Below are 20,800 nucleotides of genomic sequence, written 5' to 3'. Positions count from 1 at the left end.
ACCGACATCAACCGAACTGTTGGAATCCCAATCGAATCACCATCCCAATAACCACCACCAGCAACACAATTCGCACGAACCCCGCGCCCTTGGCCAGCGCCATCCGCGAACCAACAAGGGCACCACCAATATTGGCGACCGCCATCGTCAACCCGAGCGCCCACAGGATGTGGCCGGTCGCGCCCAAATACACGAGCGCGCCCAGGTTCGATCCGCAGTTGATCACCTTCGCCATGCCCGCCGCCCGTACGAATTCGGTGCCAAGCAGGGTGGCGAAGCTGATGATCAAAAACGTGCCAGTGCCGGGGCCGAGGAGTCCGTCGTAGAGCCCGATCAGGCCGGATGCCAGCGCGACGACAAGGATCGTTTTCCGTCGCGTCGGCGGATGCTTTGCCGCCGTCATCCCAATGGACGGGCGCAGCGTGACGAACAGCGCCACCGCGACAAGCACCACCATGATCAGCGGAATGAACAGCGCCCGGTCGATCAACGACACCGCCGCCGCACCGAACCCGGAGGTGATCGCGGCGATCACCGCGCCCGGAACCAGCACCTTCCACCGCATCTTCAGCTTGCGGGCGAAGGTGGCCGCGGCCGTCGCGGTGCCAGCTAGGGCGGCCAACTTGTTGGTGCCCAACGCCGTCTGCGGCGCGATGCCGGGCGCGACGAGAAACAGTGTCGGCAAGATGATGAGCCCGCCACCGCCGACCACCGCGTCGACCCACCCTGCCGCACCCGCGGCGACCAATAGCACCGCCCAATCGCCCAATTCCACCCCGTCAGGCAACCAAGATCACGACAAAAGTGCCAGTCGGGAGAAAATTCGGCCGCCCGTTCGTTGCGCAAGTGGATCGTTCGGAAAGGACCCCGCCATGCCCGCCGCCCTGTTTGTCACCTACCTCGTCGTTGAACTCCTCGCGCTCATCGGGCTCGCCCAACTCACCGGCATCGGGTGGGCGCTGCTCATCCTCGTCGCCATTTCCGGCGTGGGACTTGTGCTGCTTGGGCGGCAGGGTCGGCGCGTGTTCGACCGGTTCCGGCGCGCGTCGCGCGGGGAAGTCACCGCCGAAAGCGCGCTCGCTGACGGCGTGATTGTCGCCACTGGATCGGTCCTGCTTTTCGTCCCTGGTCTGGTCACTGGCGTGCTCGGGTTGCTCGCGTTGTTCCCGCCCACTCGTGCGCTGATGCGGCCGCTTTTGGAGAAAATCGCGACGCGACGCTTCGGTCCGCTGCCGTCGTTCGCGCCGTCGCCGTATCGGGGGATGGTCGTCGACGCCGACAGTGGCGACGTTGTCGACGGCGCGGTTGTCGGTCAGTGGTATGACGACGGGCACACCCCTGGTCGACGCGCGATCGGCCCTGCCTGAGAAAAGGGGTACGGTGGCCCGATGGTCACCGAGCAGATCACCGTCACGGTGAGCGCTGAATTGGCTGACGCGGTACGCAGGGCAAGTACCGCCGCCGGCCAAACCCTGTCGGAATTCACCGTCGCCGCGTGGCGACTCGAACTCATCGCCGCCGAAATCGGCGGGCATCGCGGTGTGGTCGACAGCGAGGTGCGCGCCGCGCTGTCCCTGCCGACCTGATCGGTTGCCGATACGGCAGACTGGGCCATCGTGAGTACCCAGTTGCTGATCGGTGGCCGTTTCTACAGTTCCAGCTCCCCAGACGCGACCGCGATGGCCGTCACCGACGGCACCGTGGTCTTTCTTGGTGCTGAAGCGCCTGGTCGGGCCATGCACCCAGACGCGGAGATCATCGACCTCGACGGTGCGTTCGTCGCACCGGCATTCGTCGACCCGCACGTGCATGTCACCGCGCTTGGGCTGCGGTTGACCGGGCTCGACCTCACCGACAGCGCCTCACTCGCCGACGCGCTCGCCGCGCTGCGGGCCTACGCGAGCACGCACCCCGACGGGGTGATTATCGGCGAAGGCTGGGACAACACGCGGTGGCCCGAACACCGGCCGCCGACGGTTGCTGAACTCGACGAAGCGGCTGGCCCAGGTCGACTTGTTTACCTCGCGCGCGTGGACGCCCACTCGGCGGTGGCGTCGAGTGCGCTGCTTGCTGCTGCGGGCGTCGCGGGAACGTCCGGTCCGGTCACCGCCGACGCACACCACCGCGTCCGTCGCGTCGCCCTGGATTCCCTCACCCCCGCTCAGCGGGCAACCGCGCGCACCGCCGCTCTCGATCACGCGGCGTCGAAAGGCATTGTCGCCGTTCATGAGAACGCGGGCCCCGACATTTCTGGCCGCGCCGATCTCGCGGAATTGCTCGCGTTCGACCACGGCGTCGCGGTGCGCACGTACTGGGGTCAGGCGGTTCGCACCGCCGACGAAGCCCGCGCGCTGATCGCGGAACTCGGCGTTGACGCCCTCGGCGGCGACCTGTTTGTCGACGGTTCGCTCGGCTCACACACCGCGCTGCTGCGCGACCCCTACGTCGACGCCGCGACCACCGGCACCAGCTACCTCGACGTCGACGCCATCACCGACCACCTGCGCGCCTGCACCCAAGCTGGGATTCAGGCGGGCTTCCACGCGATCGGCGACGCTGCCATCGACCGGGTCGTCGCCGCGTTCACGCGCGTCGCCGACGAACTCGGCGGACCTGCCGTCGCGTCACTCGGACACCGCGTCGAGCACGCCGAAATGGTCGATCAAAACGCGATCGACACCTTCGCGCGCCTCGGGGTAATCGCCTCGGTCCAGCCCGGTTTCGACGCCGAATGGGGTGGCGGCGACGGGATGTACGCCGCGCGACTCGGCACCGAACGGGCCGCGACGTTGAACCCGTTCGCCGCGATGGCCGCCGCTGGCGTTTCGCTGGCGATCGGCTCGGACGCACCGGTTACCTCGCTTGACCCGTGGGCCGCGATCCAGGCCGCCGTTCACCACCGCACGTCGGGGCACGGGTTGTCACCGCGTGCCGCGTTCGCCGCGGCGACGCGCGGGGCGTGGCGTGCGGGCGGCGTGCGTGACGGCCTCGCGGGCACCCTCGTCCCCGGTGCTCCCGCCTCGTACACGGTGTGGGACGCGGGCGACCTCGTCGTCGCTGCCGCCGCCGACACCGTGCAGCGGTGGTCGACCGACCCGCGTTCGCGCGTGCCCGGCCTGCCCGTGCTTGACCCTGGCGCGAAACTCCCGACCGCACTGCGCACCGTGCGCGACGGCGTCACGATCTGCCGCGCGTAATCGCTTCGAATCACAGAGCAGGACACCATGATTGACCCCGCGCCGGACAACGCTCCCGCAGACCCCACCGACGCTGACACCCTGCCGAAGCGTGGGCCCAATGCCGACGCGGACGCGCGCGTCACCGCCGACCACGCTCCGAGCGAGAACGCCACAACTGCGGGCAGGACAGCCGAATCTACCGACGGTAGTGCGCCGACAAAGCGCGGATCCGAAGGTGCTGCGCGCGCCGACCGGTCCGGCGCTATTGACGCGACCGACGGTGCGTTCGCGCTCCCCGGTTGGGCGGTGCGCACGTTCTGCGCGGTCGTCGGCGGGCTCCTGCTGTTCGCCAGCTTCCCCCCTCGCCCCTTCTGGTTCCTCGCGCCGATCGCCGTCGCGCTGCTCATCGTCGCTGTGCGCGGAACGGCGAAAACGCGTGCGAGTTTCGGCTACGGCATGCTCGGCGGCCTTGCGTTCTTTCTTCCGCTGCTGCCGTGGACCGGTATCTACGTCGGGCCGACGCCGTGGCTAGCGTTGTCCACCGCGTGTGCGGTCTTTTTCGGACTCTGGGGTGTCCTCACTCGCCTCCTGAGCACCCTGCCTGGCTGGCCGGTGTGGGTCGCGCTCGCATGGACGGCGACCGAATGGGCGCGCTCCACCTTCCCCTTCGGTGGATTCCCTTGGGGCAGAATCGCTTTCGGCCAAGCCGACGGCTGGTATTTGTCGCTCGCTGCCTACGGCGGCGCACCGCTGATCGGGTTCGCCGTCGCCCTGACGGGCGCCGGCCTGGTCGCGCTGGTGTCCCAATTACGCACGTGGACGCGCACTCGCGACTTCACACATATCCGAACCGGACTTGCCTTAGCACTGGTAACTGTGGCTATCATGCCCATCGCCGGAGCGATCCTCCGGACGACGTTGCCCACCTCGGAAAACGGCTACCGGTCGATCACGGTCGCCGCGATCCAGGGCAGCGTGCCGCGACTGGGGCTTGATTTCAACGCCCAGCGTCGCGCGGTGCTGGACAACCATGTTCGGCGCACCGAGGAGCTCGCCGACGCCGTCAAGCGCGGTCAGGTGGCCAAGCCAGACGTGGTGATCTGGCCGGAAAACTCCTCCGATATAGATCCACTGCGCAACGCTGATGCCCGCGCCGAGATCACGCAAGCCTCGGTTCGCATCGGCGCGCCGATCCTCGTCGGCGCTGTCCTGGTGAATGGTGACCGCACGACCACCAATTCGGTGATCGTGTGGGACGGCACGCACGGACCCGGCGACCGGCACAACAAGAAAATCATTCAACCCTTCGGCGAATACCTGCCGATGCGTGGTTTCTTCCGTTTGTTCTCTTCTTACGCCGACCGCGCGGGGTATTTCGTTCCCGGCGATGGCGATGGCACGGTCACCGCGGCGGGCGTCCGCATCGGCGTCGCCACGTGTTATGAGGTGGCGTTTGATCGGGCATTCCGTGATTCGCTTGCCGCTGGCGCGCAATTGCTGACGGTCCCGACCAATAACGCGACCTTTGGCGAAAGCGAGATGACCTACCAGCAGTTGGCGATGTCGCGGGTGCGTGCCGTCGAACATGGCCGTGCGCTCGTTGTCGCGGCAACCACCGGCGTCAGTGCGATCATCACCGCGAATGGCGAGGTAGCGCAGCAATCGCAACAGGTTGTGCCCGCCGCGCTGGTCGCTCAGCTACCGTTGCGCGACACGACGACCGTCGCGACGCGAATGGGCGCTGGACCCGAGATCGCGTCCGTTATCCTGACCGCGCTCGGGCTGGGATTAGTGGGATACCGCCGCTACGCCCTAGCTCGCAAACAGTCGCCAAATGCGTTGTCGGGCCGCGTTTCTGAATAAGAGGTTTGTTTTACTCCGGGGGAAAGTTCTTTAGGAATAATTCCATCCCAACGGCAATCCAGCCGTCGTATCACTCCGAATCAAGGGGCGTGGATATCCACGCCCTGGGCCTTTCTGTGTCCGGGCAAAGCTCGGCGAACTTGTGACACAAAGGCAGAACGGAGTGCTTGATGAGTTCAGTGGCCACCGACCGCGTCGGCTCATGCGTCACCGACCCGGATTCCGGCCAACCGTTCGCCCTTTCCCCCGGGCAGACGGCTCTGTGGTACGCCCAACGCATTCGCCCTGACATCCCGCTCACCATCGCCCACTACGTGGAACTGCATGGTGATCTCGATGTTGGTCGCCTGCTGTATGCGAACGAGCGCTACGGTGCCGAATCGCAAGTCGGGCATGTGCGACTGCTGGAGATCGACGGGCAGCCCTACCAGCGCGTCGACATGAGCCACCGGCCTGGCTGGGCGCGCATGGACCTGCGTGCCGAAACCGACCCGCGTGCCGCGGCGCTCGCGTGGATGAACAGCCACGCCAGCAGCCCCATCGACATGGAAAACGATTCGCTCACCATCAACGTGGTGCTGCGGGTCGGTGACCGCGAATGGTACTGGTACCAGCGCGGTCACCACATCATCATCGACGGCTACGGGGCGATGAACGCGCTCACCCGCACCGCCGAGATCTACACCGCCATTGGCGAACAGCGTGAGCCGTCGGCGTCGCGCGCGGCCGCGCTCGTCGACCTGTATGCCGAGCAGTCGCGTTACGCCGAGTCGAGCCGCATGCTTGCCGACCAAAAGTATTGGACCGAACAGCTCGCTGGCGTTGGCGAGCCGATGACGCTGTCGTCGGTCACCGCGCCGGGCGATACCCACACCGCCGAGCGGTATCGGGCAACCGCGGTGCTCAGCGACGAGGTCGACACGCTGCTCGCCGACGCGATCAGCGCACACAATTCCGCCAATTCCGCGCTCATCGTCGCCGCGCTCGCGGCATATGTGCGCTCGATTACTGGCGACGCCGATGTGGTCCTGAGCCTGCCGGTGTCGGCGCGCACCACGATGGCGCTGCGTCGCTCGGCGGGCGTTGTCTCGAATGTGGTGCCGCTGCGCGTGCGGTTTAGCGACCACACCAGCGTCGGCGATGTCATTCGACAGGTTGAGCTCGCGATCACCGGCGCGCTGCGGCACCAGCGCTACCGCTCCGACGACATCCGTCGCGACTGCGGATACTCCCGCGACGCGCGCGGGTTCTTCGGGCCGATGGTCAACATCATGCTGTTCCACGACGAGTTGCGCTTCGACGACATCGCGGGCCAGATGCACGTGCTCGCGACGGGTCCCGTCGAAGATCTGTCGATCAACATCTACAACGGCGACGGCGGTCGCGTTCAGCTCGACTTCGAAGCCAACCCGAAGCTTTACGCCGAAGCGGAAGTCACGGCCCATCACGAGCGCTACCTCGACTTCCTCGCGCGCTTCCTCGCCGCCGACGCGGCAACGCCCGCAAGCGAACTCATCGCCGCCACCGATGCCGAACAGCAGCGTGTGCTGCGCGAATGGAACGCGACCGAGACTGCTGTCGCGCCCGCGACGCTGGTTTCGGCGTTCGAAGATCAGGTGCGGCGCAGTCCGCACGCGGTCGCGCTGGAATTCGGCAACCTCGCTGTCGGCTACACCGAACTCAGTGACCGGGTGAATCAGCTTGCACGCGAACTCATTTCGCGTGGCGTTGGGCCCGAAACCACGGTTGGGCTGTGCCTGCATCGCAGCACCGAGATGGTCATCGGCATGTACGCGATCTTGGCTGCGGGCGCGGCGTACCTGCCACTTGATCCCGAACACCCCGCTGACCGCATCGAAGCCGTTGTGTCCCAAGCGAAACCGGTGTGTGTGCTCACCGCGGCGCGCGACGCGGTGCGGCTGCCCGATGGGGTGGCGCGGGTCGAACTCGACCTGCTCGACGTCACCGGCCACGCCAGCAGCCCGATCACCGACGCTGATCGGTTGTCTCCGTTGCTGCCGAGTCAGCTCGCTTACGTCATCTTCACCTCCGGCTCCACCGGCAAACCCAAGGGTGTCGGCATCACCCACGCCGCGATCATCAACCGGTTGCGTTGGATGCAGGCCGAATACCCGCTCGATCACACCGACGCGGTGTTGCAGAAAACCCCGGCCACCTTCGACGTGTCGGTGTGGGAGTTCTTCTGGCCGTTGCAAGTTGGCGCGCGCCTGGTTGTCGCCGCGCCCGATGGGCATCGCGATCCCGCGTACCTCGCGCGCATCATCACCGAAAAAGCCATCACCACAGCGCATTTCGTGCCGTCGATGCTGTCGCTGTTCGTTACTGATCCGCGTGTTGCCGGGGGAGCGCGGTTGCGGCGCGTGTTCTGCAGTGGTGAGGCGCTGCCAGGCGCGACGGTCACCGATTTCTATGCCGCGCTGCACGTCGATGGTGTGGGGCCTGAACTGCACAACCTGTATGGCCCGACCGAAGCCGCTGTCGACGTCACGTACTGGCCGTGCCCGCCGGATGCTACGACCGTGCCGATCGGGTCGCCGGTGTGGAACACCCAGACCTACGTTCTCGACGCCCATCTGCGTCCCGCCGCGCCCGGTGTCACGGGTGAGCTGTATTTGGCGGGGGTGCAGTTGGCACGCGGCTACCTGGGTCGCCCCGACCTCACCGCCGACCGGTTTGTCGCGAACCCGTTCAGCCCGGGCGAGCGGATGTACCGCACTGGCGACCTCGCCCGCTGGCAGCTCGACGGCGCGGCCCTGGAATACCTGGGCCGCACCGACTTTCAGGTCAAGATCCGCGGGTTGCGCATCGAACTGGGCGAAATCGAAGCCGCGTTGCTTGCCGATCCTGGGCTCGCACGGGCGGTGTGTGTCGCGCGCGCTGGCCGTACCGGCGACGACGAGTTGGTCGCCTATGTTGTCGCCGCGCCGGGTGCGGCAACACCCGACCTCGCCACGCTGATGGCCGGGCTGCGTCGCGCGTTGCCGTCGTACATGGTGCCGTCGGCGTTGGTGATCCTTGACGAATTGCCGCTCAGCGCGAACGGCAAGGTCGATCGGAAGGCCCTGCCCGCGCCAGAGGAGTTCCAGACCGGTTCGGTCGGCGCGACGAAGCCGACAACCGAGACCGAACGTGTGTTGGCCGAGATCATGACCGACGTGCTCGCCCTCGGCGACACCGCGATCGGCATCGACGACAGCTTCTTTGACCTTGGCGGTAACTCGCTCATCGCGGCGCGGGCGATCGCGCGAGTGAACGCCACCTTCGAAACCGCGCTCACCATCCGCGACCTGTTCGAAGCGCCGACCATCGCCGAACTCGCCGCGACGATGGGCACGCGTCGCCCCGATGCGACGACCGCCAAATTGGTGCCCGCGGTACGGCCCGCGCGGATTCCGCTGTCACTCGCTCAGCAGCGGCTGTGGATCCTCAACCGGTTCGCCGAGCATGCCGCCGCCTACAACATGCCGCTCGGTTTGCGGTTGACCGGTCGACTCGACCCGGTCGCGTTGCGTGCCGGTTTGCGTGACGTGCTTGACCGGCATGAGAGCCTGCGCACCAGCTTCCCCGAAGCCGACGACGGCCCGTACCAGCTGATTCACCCCACCGACGCGGTCGACCTCACCCTTGACGCGGTCGACGTGATCGCCGCCGACATCCCCGTGCTCGCCGCCGAAGTGGCGGGTCGCGGTTTTGATTTGCGGACCGAAACGCCCTTGCGGGTGGTGCTGTACCGGGTTGGCCACAACGACCACCTGCTGCTCGTCGTTTTGCACCACATCAGCGGCGACGGCTGGTCGGTCGCGCCGCTCGCACGCGACCTGATGGTCGCCGTCGCCGCCCGCGCCGAAGACGCCGCGCCCGAGTGGGTGCCGTTGCCGGTGCAGTACGCCGATTTCGCTCTGTGGCAGCGCGAAATCCTCGGCTCCGAAACCGATCCCGAATCGCCGGTCAGCAAGCAGCTCAGTCACTGGGCTGGTGCGCTCGCGGGGCTGCCCGACCAGCTTGACCTGCCCTTCGACCGCCCGCGTCCGCTGCGCCGCGACGCGGGTGGCGACACCGTCGCGTTCACCATCGCTCCCGACATCCGCAGGGCGGCAAGCGAACTCGCTGCCGCGCGTGGGGTCAGCATGTTCATGGTGTTGCACGCGGCGCTCGCCACGTTGCTCGCCCGCGTCTGCGGGGCAAGCGACATCACGATCGGCACCCCGATCGCTGGTCGTTCCGACCCCGCACTCGATGACCTCGTCGGCATGTTCGTCAACACGCTTGTCCTGCGCACCCAGGTCGACCTGGGCGCGGGCTTCGACCGCATGCTCGACGTCACGCGCGAAGCCGACCTCGACGCGTTCGCCAACCCGGACGTGCCCTTCGAACGGCTCGTTGAACTAGTCAACCCCGACCGCACCACAAGCAGGCACCCCTTGTTCCAGGTGATGCTGTCTTACGACCACACACCGGAACTGAAAGTCGAATTACCCGGTGTGACAGCCGAATTGGTGCCGATCACGGCTGGTGTCGCCAAGTTCGACCTCCAACTTGAGGTCAGCGACGCCACCGGCGACGGCCCACTGCATGCCGAATTCGGGTTCGCCACCGACGTTTTCGATCGCACCACCGTCGAAGCGCTCGCTCGCCGATTCACCGCGCTGCTGGGTGCGGCCGTGCTGTCGCCGGAAACGCCCGTGGGCGATCACGAGCTGCTCGACCGACGGGAAATCGCTAGATTTGTCCCGATCGCTGGCGCACCGGCCGAGCCTGCCGCCACGCTCGCGCGTCTGCTTTCCGACACGGCTCAGCGGATGCCGGACGGGGTCGCGGTGCGCTACCTCGGTTTCGACACCACTTACCGGGAACTCGACGAGCGGTCAAACCGCTTGGCACGCATGCTCATTGCGCACGGGGCAGCGCCGGAAACGGTGGTCGCGGTGGCGTTGCCGCGCAGTGTTGAGTCGATCGTGGCGATTTGGGCGGTCGCGAAAACCGGTGCCGCGTACGTGCCGGTCGACCCGGCTTACCCGAGCGACCGCATCGAGCACATGATCGCCGATTCCCGTGCGTCGCTTGGGCTTACGCAGCCCGAGCACGTCGCCGCCCTGCCCGATCACGCGACGGGCCGCCACCGCGCCACACCGGAGTGGTTGGTTTTCGGCACCGCCGAGTTCGAATCCGAATGCGCCGCCAACTCAGCGTCGCCGCTCGCCGACGCCGATCGGCGGGCACCGATGCGGGCCAGTCAGCCCGCTTACCTCATCTACACCTCCGGTTCGACGGGCAAGCCGAAGGCTGTCGTCGTCACGCACGCGGGCATCGCGTCGCTGGCCAGCGAGCAAACGCAGCTGTTCCGTGTCACCGATGCCGCGCGCACGATGCACTTCTCATCGCCCAGTTTCGACGCGTCTGTTCTTGAGTTGCTGCTCGGATTTGCCGCTGGCGCAACGGTTGTCGTCGCGCCCGCCGACCTCTATGGCGGCGCGGAGTTGGCGGCGTTCCTGCGCTCAGAGCGCATCACGCACGCGTTCATCACCCCGGCCGCGCTCGCGACCGTGCCCGTCGGCGAATTCCCCGACCTGGGCACCGTCATCGTCGGTGGCGAAGCGTGCCCGGACGAACTTGTCGCAGCGTGGGCGGTCAAGCAGCGCATGCACAACATGTACGGGCCGTCGGAAGCGACGGTCGCGGTCACCGCGAGCGCAGCCATGACACCGGGCGAACCAGTGCCCCTCGGTGGACCGGTGCGCGGCATGCGGTTGTTCGCGCTTGACGCGCGGATGCGGCCGGTGTCACCCGGAACGCCGGGCGAGCTGTATGTGTCGGGGCCCGGGCTCGCGCGCGGTTACCTCGGCAAAGCCGACCTCACCGCGCAACGGTTCGTCGCCAACCCGCATGGCCGCACCGGCGAACGGATGTACCGCACCGGCGACCTCGTCGTCGCCGACGCGCACGGGCGACTGCGGTTCCTTGGTCGCGCTGATGATCAGGTCAAGATTCGTGGTTTCCGCATTGAACTGCGTGAAATCGACCACGTTCTGCGTGAACACCCCAGTGTCGCAACGGCTTTGACGATCGTGCACATCGACAGCCACGGTCAGCAGCGGTTGGCGTCGTATGTCACCGCGAGCGGGCCCGTTGACCCGGCTGAGGTGATCGCGACCGCGCGCGGTCGACTGCCCGGGTACATGGTCCCGGCGGCGGTCACCGTGCTCGACGCGTTGCCGGTCACGCCAGCGGGCAAGGTCGACCGAAAAGCCCTTCCCGCACCGGAATTCGCGCCCGTCGGTGGGTCGCGCGCGCCGCGCACACACCTGGAGTTGCGGGTCGCCGCCGTGTTCACCGATGTGCTTGGCAAGCCGGTGCCCGGTGCCGAAGACAGCTTCTTCGACATCGGCGGCAACTCGCTGCTCGCCACCCGGCTCGCGGCGGCACTGCACGCCGATTTCGATGTCGACCTGCCGGTGCGGCAGATTTTCGACGCGCCAACGGTGGCGGGCATTGCCCGGCTGATTACGGAAGCGCCCCGGACGCATCGGGTGGCGCTGGCGGTACACACCCCACGCCCGGGACGCATACCACTGTCGCTGCCGCAGCAACGGCTGTGGTTCCTGAATCGATTGTCCCCCGAATCCAGTGCCTACAACATCGCGTTCGTCTTGCGAATCGGCGGAGATCTGAACATCACCGCGTTGCGGGCGGCGTTGGTCGACCTCGTTGAACGGCATGAAGTGTTGCGGACGGTGTTCCCCGAAGACCTTTCGGGGCCGCAGCAGGTGGTGATGCCGCTCGACCGTGCGCCGCTCGACATCACCGTGGTCGATACCGACGCCGACAACGCGCACGCCGACCTGGTCGGGCTCGCACGCCAGGGTTTCGACCTCACCCGCGAAACCCCGCTCCGCGTCCGGTTGCTGCGCACCGCGCGGAACGAATACCTGCTCGGTGTCGTCGTGCATCACATCGCCGCCGACGGGTGGTCGCTTGGACCGCTCACCCGCGACCTCGCGCTGTCGTATGTCGCGCGGTGCGGCGGCATCGTCCCCGCGCGACCCGCGTTGCCGGTGCAGTACGCCGATTTCAGCCTGTGGCAGCGCGCGGTGCTCGGTTCCGAAGACGACCCCGATTCGATCGCCGCAACCCAACTCGCGCACTGGCGTTCGGTGTTGGCTGACCTGCCCGACGAACTGCCGTTGCCGTTCGACCGGCCGCGCGTCGCCGAACCAACCGGCGAAGCGGGCACGGTGGTGTGCGCGGTGTCGATGCCGCTGCAGCACGCGCTCGACGAACTGGCACACGAAGCCGGCGTGAGCCTGTTCATGGTGCTCCGGTCGGCGCTCGCCGTACTGCTGCGCGGGGTCACCGGTGGCCGCGATATCCCGATCGGGACACCGGTCGCGGGGCGCACCGATATCAAGCTCGATGACCTTGTCGGCATGTTCGTCAACACCCTGGTGCTGCGCTCGGATGTCGACCCTGACCAGCCCTTCATCGACCTGATCCACGTCGACCGCGACACCGAACTCGCCGCACTCGCCAACGCCGACATCCCGTTCGAACGGGTCGTCGACGCGCTCGGCCGTGACCGAGGAAATGCAAACCGGCACCCGCTGTTCCAGGTGGCGTTGAGCATGCAAGACGACGCCACACCGGTCCTTGAACTGCCGGGGTTGCGGCTCGCCGCCGAAGAACTCGATATCGCGCTCGCCAAGTTCGACTTGGAACTGCGGGTGGCTCCCGCCGCGCAGGGGCGACGCTACGAATTCATTTACAGCGCAGAGCTTTTCGATGTGGAAACCATCGAGACGCTCTCGACCAGGTTCGTGCGGCTGCTCACCACCATCACCGCCGACCCACGGCAACGCATTCGCGACCTCGACCTGCTCACCGTGCCGGAACGTCGCGCGCTTGTGCCCGCGCAAGGGCCTGCCGCGCTGAGCCCGGTTGTGCTCGCGGACATCATCGCGCGCGCGGCGGATCGGTTCCCGACCCGTCCAGCGTTGCGGTGGTTCGCTGGCGGCAGTGTCGCGGGCGAGGTTGGCGAACTCGACTACGCCGCGGTGGCGGATCGGGCGAACCGGCTTGGGCGGGCGCTGATCGAGCGGGGCATCGGGACCGGCGACTTGGTCGCGGTGGGGCTCACCCGCTCGCTCGATTGCGCGCTCGCGATCTTCGGTGTGGCGGCAAGCGGTGCGGCGTTCGTGCCTGTCGACCCGCGTTACCCAGCCGACCGCGTCCGGCACATGCTCACCGATTCGCGGGCCGTCGCGGTGATCACGTCGCGCGCCGACGTCGACGGGTTGCGTGCCGCCTCAGCCAACCTTGACGCTCGCTGGTTGCTCACCGACGACCCCGAACTGCACGCCGAACTCGCCACTTACAGCGGCGACCCAGTCACCGATAGCGAGCGGCTGCGACCCATCCGACCCGCTGACGTGGCGTACCAGATCTACACGTCCGGGTCGACCGGCCTGCCCAAGGGCGTGTGCGTCACCCACACTGGTTTAGCCAGTCTCGCGCTGGACATGCATGAACGGCTGGGAGTCGACCGGTTCGCCAAAACCCTGTTCTTCTCGACGCCGAGCTTCGACGCATCCGTACTCGACATGATGCTCGCGGTGTACTCGGGTGCGGAAATGGTCGTCGGCCCCATCGACGTCTACGGCGGCGACGAACTGGGCGCGCTGCTCGACAAGGAGCAGATCACCCACACGTTCCTCACCCCGGCTGTGCTCGCGTCGATCGACACCGAACGCTGGCCGCTGCCGCATCTGCGTGGCCTGATGGCGGGCGGCGAAGCCGTACCACCGGATCTGGTTGCCAACTGGGCACCCGGTCGTCGGTTCATGAATGTGTATGGCCCAACGGAATTCACCGTGCTCGCGGTCATGGCACGCGTTGACGTGGGCGAACCCGTCGCCATCGGCACGCCGGTGCGTGGCGCGCGGGCACTCGTTCTCGACGACCAGCTCCGGCCTGTCGTCACCGGGGTGCCCGGTGAGCTGTACCTCGGCGGCCCCAGCGTCGCGCAGGGGTACCACCAGCAGTTCGGGCTCACGGCGGCGCGATTCATCGCCGACCCGTGCGGGCCCGCTGGGGCACGGATATATCGCACCGGCGACGTGGTGCGGTGGACCCGCGACGGTCAGCTCGAATATCTCGGCCGCAGCGACCACCAGGTGAAGGTGCGTGGTTTCCGCATCGAACTCGGCGAAATCACCGCTGTGCTCGGCGCGCATCCGCTCGTCCGGTTCGCCCACACTGAGGTGCGACGCTTCGCCGGCGATGACCGCATCGTCGCGTGGGTGCAACTTGCCACCGACACAACGGAACTGGCTTCGGTCCGTGACCATGCGGCCGCGCACTTGGCTGGCCACATGGTGCCCGCGTCGTTCACGATCCTTGACGAGGTGCCACTGACCCCGGTCGGCAAGCTTGACCGCACCGCACTGCCCGAACCGGAGTTCGCGGCATCGGCGGTGGGGCGGGTGCCGGGCACGGCGTCGGAGCGACTTGTCGCGCGCGTGATATCGGAACTTGTTGGGACACAGGGTATTTCGGCAACCGACAGCTTCTTCGATATCGGTGGCAACTCGCTGCTCGCCACGCAACTTGTCGCGCGACTTGCTGCCGCGAGCAATGTGCGACTGGAAGTGCGCACGGTGTTCGCCTCGCCGACCGTCGAAGAACTCGCCAGCCTCATCGACAGCGGGCCGTCGGGCGTCGACGCACGGCCCGAACTCGTGAAACAGCTTCGCCCAGAACGTATTCCGCTGTCGGCGGCGCAACGTCGACTGCTGTTCCTGAACCGGTTCAACGAAGGCGACACCGCGTCGGCGGGCGCGTACAACATTCCCGTCGTGTTGCGTCTGCACGGGGCGATCGACCTGTCGGCGCTGATCGCGGCCTTGCACACGGTGCAGCGCAGGCACGAAACGCTGCGCACGGTGTTCCCCGACAGCGACGGCGAACCCGAACAGCTCATCCTCGACCCCGACATCGCCGCGATCACGTTGTTCCACGCGAGCGCGCGGCCCCAGGAAGTCGACGCGGCCGTCGCTCGATTCGCCGCACCCGGCTTCGATTTGGCGGCGACCGTGCCCATGCGGGCGGCGCTGATCACCGTCGACAACACCGCGACGATGCCGGTGGCGATGCGGGCGAAGTACGCCGTCGCTGGTTCGACTGAGCACGTCCTTGTGCTTGTCGTGCATCACGCCGCGATGGACGGGTGGTCGCTCGAACCGCTCGCTGGCGAGTTCGCGATGGCCTACCGCGCGCTGCGGGCGGGGGAGTCGCTCGACGAGCACATTCCCGAGATTCAGTACGCCGATTACACGTTGTGGCAACGCGACCTGCTCGGCACCGAAGACGACCCCGATTCGGTCGCGGCCAAACAGCTTTCGCATTGGCAGACCGCGCTCGACGGATTGCCCGAACTGCTCGCGGTGCCCGCCGACCGGCCACGTCCACCGGTGCCGTCCTATCGCGGCGGCACGGTCGACAACCTCGTCGACGCGGCAACCCATCGCGCGCTGCACACCATCGCTACCGCCAACAACGTCAGCATGTTCATGGTGTTGCACGCCGCGCTCGCTGTGCTGCTGCATCGGGTCACCGGGGTCGACGACATCGCTGTCGGCACGGCGACGGCGGGACGTGGGCATCCGGCGTTGGACGCGATGATCGGCATGTTCGTCAACACTCTCGTGCTGCGGACCGAGGTCACCGACGAGGTCGCGTTCATGGAACTGCTGCGCGGGGTTCGCGACCATGACCTCGACGCGTTCGCCAACGCCGACGTGCCGTTCGAACGCCTCGTCGAGGTGCTCAACCCGGCCCGTTCGCAAGCGCATCACCCGCTGTTCCAGGTGATGTTGTCGGTGCGCAGTGCGCCGGTGCGGATGCTGGAACTGCCCGGGTTGCGGATTGAAGCGGTCGAGCACGACGCGGGGATCGCCAAGTTCGACCTGCAGTTCACCTTCACCGAAAACCACACCGCTGACCGGGTACCCGACGGCATCGAGTTGTCGGTGAATTACGCGGCAGACCTGTTCGACGAGGTGACCGCCCGCCGCCTCGGCGACCGCCTCGGTCGACTGCTCACCGCGGTGGCCGCCGACCCCAACACCGCTGTCGGCGACCTCGCGCTGCTCGACGCGGTCGAGTGGACCGCGCTCGCCCCAGTCCGTGGTGCGCGCGCGGATAGGCCGGTGAGTTTCCCCGAGGTGTTCCGTGCCGCGGTCGTACGGTCCCGCGACGGGGTCGCGTTGAGTTCGGGCGACACCGTCGTCACCTATGACGCGCTCGACCGCTGGACCAACCGGCTCGCCCGTGTGCTCATCGGACGCGGCATCGGACCGGAAAGCCTTGTCGCCCTTGGTGTTCCGCGCTCGGTCGAATCGGTGGCGACGATGCTCGCCGTCGCGAAGGCAGGTGCGGCGTTCGTCCCGGTCGACCCGAACTACCCGCCGCAGCGCATCAGTCACATGCTCGCCGATTCGGGTGCGGAACTGGGTCTCACGCTGCTCGAACACCACCCGCGCCTGCCCGGCGACACGCACTGGCTTGTCCTCGACGAGCCGCGCACCCGGGCGATGGTGTTGGGCACCGATGACGCGCCGATCACCGACGCCGAACGGGTGCGGCCGCTGCGGATCGACAACCCGGCGTACGTGATTTACACGTCCGGGTCGACCGGCACGCCGAAGGGTGTTGTCGTGACGCACGGCGGGTTGTCGAACTTCGCGGCGGAAACGGCCGAGCGGTTCGATGTGCGGCCGGGCAGTCGCATCCTGCATTTCGCGACGCCTAGCTTCGACGCTGCCCTGCTCGACATCCTGTTCGCGCTCGGCGGAGGGGCAACGCTGGTCATCTCGCCGCAGGGCGTCGTCGGTGGCGAAGAACTGCGTGAGGTGTTCATTACCGAACGCATCACCCACGCGTTCATCACCACCGCCGCGCTCGGCACGGTCGACCCGGCTGGCGTGCATTCGCTCGCGCACATCCTCGTCGGCGGTGAGGCGTTGCCGCCGGACCTGCTGGAACGGTGGGCGCCGGGCCGCAATTTCTACAACGTGTACGGGCCGACCGAAACCACCATCGTCACGTTGATGCCGCAGGCGATGGCCCCGAACGCGCCCATCACGATCGGTGGACCGATCCGGGATGTCGCGGCGACCGTCCTCGACAAACGCCTGCACCCGACCCCGATCGGGGTCACCGGCGAATTGCAGTTGGCGGGTTCGGCATTGGCGCGTGGCTATCTCAACCGGCCTGGTCTTACGGCGCAGCGGTTCGTCGCCAACCCCTACGGTGCGCCCGGCGAACGGATGTACCGGACCGGCGACCTCGTGCGCTGGCGCGACGGCGCGAAGTCGGCGCTCGACGTCGAATACGTTGGTCGCACTGACCATCAGGTGAAGGTGCGTGGGTTCCGCATCGAACTCGGCGAGATCGACGCCGCGTTCGGCAGGCACACCGACGTGGAATTCGCGCTCACGATCGGCCACCACACCGCGGCGGGTGTCACCGCGTTGGTGTCGTATGTGAAACCGCGCGCGGGTTCGGCGGTTACCGTCGCGGAACTGCTCGACCATGTGAGCGGCCACGTGCCCAATTACATGGTCCCGCAAGCGGTGATGCTGCTCGATGACGTCCCGTTGACCCCGGTCGGCAAACTCGACCGGGCCCGCCTGCCCGAACCGGTCTTCGCTTCGACGGGTGGGTACCGCGCGCCCGTCACACCAACCGAAATGGCGTTGTGCGCGGCGTTCTCCGAGGTGCTCGGGGTCGAGCGGGTCGGTGCTGACGACGGCTTCTTCGAACTGGGTGGCAACTCGCTGCTCGCGACGAAAGTTGTTGCGGCCCTTCGTGATCAGGGCATCGAGATGCCGGTGCAGGTGATGTTCGGTGACGCGACACCCAGCGCCATCGCGACCAAGCTCGACGGCACCGACGCGGGCGCGGTCATGGCGGCGGCGTTGGCACCGGTATTGCCGATCCGCGCCACCAACGACCCACTCGCGAAACCATTGTTCTGCGTGCACCCGGCGATCGGGTTGTCGTGGTGCTACGCCGGACTGCTCGCCCACCTCGCACCGGAACGCCCGGTGTACGGGTTGCAGGCACCGCACGTGTCGGGCGGGGTTGGGTTCGCGACGATTCCCGAAGCGGCGGCGGCCTACATCGACCACATTCGGTCGATCCAGCCGACCGGGCCGTACCACCTGCTCGGGTGGTCGCTCGGCGGGTTGATCGCCCAGGAAATCGCGGTCCAGCTCCAAGACGCTGGCCACGAGGTCGCGGTGCTCGCCATGCTCGACAGCTACCAACTTGGTGACCGCTGGCTCGACACCGCGATGCCCAGCGTCGCCGACATCATCGGCGAGTTCGGTGCCGACTTGCTCGACGGGGCAACCCTGCCCGCCGATCTCGACCTGTCCGAAGCAGCCGAACTGTTGCGTAGCCAGCCCGGCCCGTTCGCGGCGCTGTCGCTGGACAACCTGCGTCACCTCTACACCGGCTATGCCGACGGCACGGTCATGGCCAACCATTTCCGTCCTCGCGTTTTCGACGGCGACCTGCTGTTCTTCACCGCGACCGCCGACGAGATCAACGCCGCTGACCCCGACCGCAACGCCCAGGCGTGGCAACCGTTCGTCACCGGCACCATCCACAACAACGATCTGCCCTGCCGTCACTCCGGTATGACCTCGCCCGAATCGCTCGCGGTGATCGGCCCTGTGCTGCATCGCCACCTCGACGCGGTTCCTGAGATCACGGCGTGCGGCAGCGGCCCGAAGGAGATGCGTCCGTGAGTCTCGCCGTCGAAGTACGCGGCCTTGCCAAAAGTTACGGCAAGGTTCGGGTACTCAAAGAGATCGATTTAGAGATCCCGTCCGGCACGGTGTTGGGACTGCTCGGACCCAACGGTGCGGGCAAAACAACCACCGTCCGAATCGTCACCACGCTGCTGCGACCCGACGCGGGTTCGGTGCGCGTCGCCGGTGTTGACGTGCTCGCCGACCCGGCAACCGCACGCACGCGGCTTGGGCTGTCGGGTCAATACGCGGCCGTCGACGCCAACCTCACCGGGTATGAAAACCTGCGGATGGTCGCGCGACTGTATGGGATGTCGCGCAAACAGGCCGTCGCGCGTGCTGATGAACTGCTGTCGGCGCTTGGCCTCACGCATGCGGCTGGTCGTCGGGCTGGCACGTACTCCGGCGGTATGGCCCGCCGACTCGACCTCGCGGGCTCGCTTGTCGCGCGGCCGCCGGTTGTTGTTCTTGACGAGCCGACGACCGGGCTTGATCCGCGTGGTCGGTTGGAGATGTGGCAGGTGATCGGCGACCTCGTCAATGACGGGACAACCGTGCTGCTCACTACCCAGTACCTCGAAGAGGCTGACCTGCTTGCCGACCGCATCACTGTGATCGACAAGGGCGGTGTGATCGCGCGCGGATCGGCCGACGAACTGAAAACCTCGATCGGCGGTGACCGCCTCACCGTGACGCTCGCGACGGGGCAAAGCGCGTGGCCCGCGGTGTCGGTGCTCGCCCAGGTCGGGGTGGGTGAACCGGTGCACGAGCCGGGCACCGACACCGTTTCGGTGGTCGTCGGCAACGGGTCGCGCACGATGGTCGAAGCGCTGCGCCGACTCGACGACGCGGGCGTCCACATTGTCGACGCTGTCGTTGTTCGTCCCACGCTCGACGACGTTTTCCTTTCCCTCACCGGCACCCCGGCTGCTCCCGCCGCCGAACCGGCAATCGACGACGTGCAAGAGGAGGTGCTGTCGTGAGCATGGCCCCCGAAGTTTCGCCCGCAACCGACGACTACGCGACCCGCGAACTGCCGATCCAACCGACAACCCCCCGTCCCACCGCACCGGTGGAGTCGGCGCCGCGTTTCCGGTTCATCCGCGACAGCGCGATCGTGGCTTACCGCAACCTGCTCACGATCCTGCGGGTGCCGACACTGCTTGTCACCGCGACTGTGCAGCCGTTGATGTTCGTTTTCCTTTTCGCCTACATTTTCGGTGCGTCGCTCGGTGGTGACCAGTACCGCGAATTCCTGCTTGCCGGCATTTTCACCCAAACCGTGGCGTTCAACGCCGCGTTCACCACCGTGGGTCTGGCGGGCGACTTGCAGAAGGGCATCATCGACCGGATGCGGACGCTGCCGATGTCGCGGCTCGCTGTTCTCATGGGCCGCACGTTGTCTGACCTGGTTGTCAACATTTTGAGCCTGGTTGTGATGGCGATCTGCGGTTACGTCGTCGGGTGGCGCATCAACGGCAGCATCGCTGACGCGGCGTTGGCGTTCGCGATCATCCTGCTTTTCGCGTTCGCGATGTCGTGGGTTGGCGCGCTCACCGGGCTCATTTCCCCGACCGTCGAAGTGGCGCAAAGCGCGGGCCTGATCTGGATGTTCCCACTGTCGTTCATCTCCTCGGCGTTCATTTCCGCGCAAACCCTGCCTGGCCCGCTGCGCACGATCGCCGAATGGAATCCCATTACCGCGGTCTCGGCGGCCGGTCGCAAGCTGTTTGAGAACGGGTCGCCGCCCACCTTCGCCCCGGCAACCGGGTGGCCCGCTGAGCATTGCGTCGAGTACGCGGTGATCTGTTCGGTCGTGATCCTCGCGCTCGCGATGCCCGCCGCGTTGTTGCAGTACCGCAAGGTGGCAAGCCACTAACAGCCCCGAACATGGCGAAGGCCGCCTCCCGAAAGTGGGGAGGCGGC

At 67.0% G+C, this 20,800-nt stretch carries 8 protein-coding genes; 7 read left to right on the top strand and 1 reads right to left on the bottom strand.

Annotated elements, in window-relative coordinates:
* Nucleotides 1-7: 7 nt before the first annotated feature.
* A complete protein-coding gene (locus IEX78_RS02825; RefSeq protein ID WP_188827110.1) occupies nucleotides 8-775 on the bottom strand; it encodes a TSUP family transporter in 768 nt (255 codons plus the stop codon).
* 97 nt (nucleotides 776-872) lie between these two features.
* Between IEX78_RS02825 and IEX78_RS02820 the strand changes: the two genes are divergently transcribed.
* The 7 genes from IEX78_RS02820 (at nucleotide 873) to IEX78_RS02790 (ending at nucleotide 20,753) form a co-directional block, all read left to right on the top strand.
* A complete protein-coding gene (locus IEX78_RS02820; protein WP_188827109.1) occupies nucleotides 873-1,367 on the top strand; it encodes an FxsA family protein in 495 nt (164 codons plus the stop codon).
* A 21-nt stretch (nucleotides 1,368-1,388) separates the two neighbouring features.
* On the top strand, nucleotides 1,389-1,586 hold the full coding sequence (locus IEX78_RS02815) for a hypothetical protein (protein ID WP_188827108.1): 198 nt from the start codon (nucleotides 1,389-1,391) through the stop codon (nucleotides 1,584-1,586).
* 30 nt (nucleotides 1,587-1,616) lie between these two features.
* Nucleotides 1,617-3,197: an amidohydrolase gene (locus tag IEX78_RS02810; protein ID WP_188827107.1), complete on the top strand. Its 1,581-nt coding sequence runs from the start codon at nucleotides 1,617-1,619 to the stop codon at nucleotides 3,195-3,197.
* Between the two features lie 27 nt (nucleotides 3,198-3,224).
* Nucleotides 3,225-5,042: an apolipoprotein N-acyltransferase gene (lnt, locus tag IEX78_RS02805; protein ID WP_229683673.1), complete on the top strand. Its 1,818-nt coding sequence runs from the start codon at nucleotides 3,225-3,227 to the stop codon at nucleotides 5,040-5,042.
* 170 nt (nucleotides 5,043-5,212) lie between these two features.
* Entirely contained in the window at nucleotides 5,213-18,871 is a 13,659-nt protein-coding gene (locus IEX78_RS02800; RefSeq protein WP_188827106.1) for a non-ribosomal peptide synthetase, read from the top strand.
* Nucleotides 18,868-19,857, top strand: a complete 990-nt coding sequence (locus IEX78_RS02795; RefSeq protein WP_188827105.1) for an ATP-binding cassette domain-containing protein — start codon at nucleotides 18,868-18,870, stop codon at nucleotides 19,855-19,857. Before IEX78_RS02800 ends, IEX78_RS02795 begins: the two co-directional genes overlap by 4 nt.
* A gap of 2 nt (nucleotides 19,858-19,859) precedes the next feature.
* Nucleotides 19,860-20,753: an ABC transporter permease gene (locus tag IEX78_RS02790; protein WP_188828202.1), complete on the top strand. Its 894-nt coding sequence runs from the start codon at nucleotides 19,860-19,862 to the stop codon at nucleotides 20,751-20,753.
* Nucleotides 20,754-20,800 lie beyond the last annotated feature (47 nt).

Source organism: Nocardia camponoti, assembly GCF_014646135.1.
Classification (GTDB): Bacteria; Actinomycetota; Actinomycetes; order Mycobacteriales; family Mycobacteriaceae; genus Nocardia; species Nocardia camponoti.
This window is presented reverse-complemented; position numbering and strand designations above follow the sequence as displayed.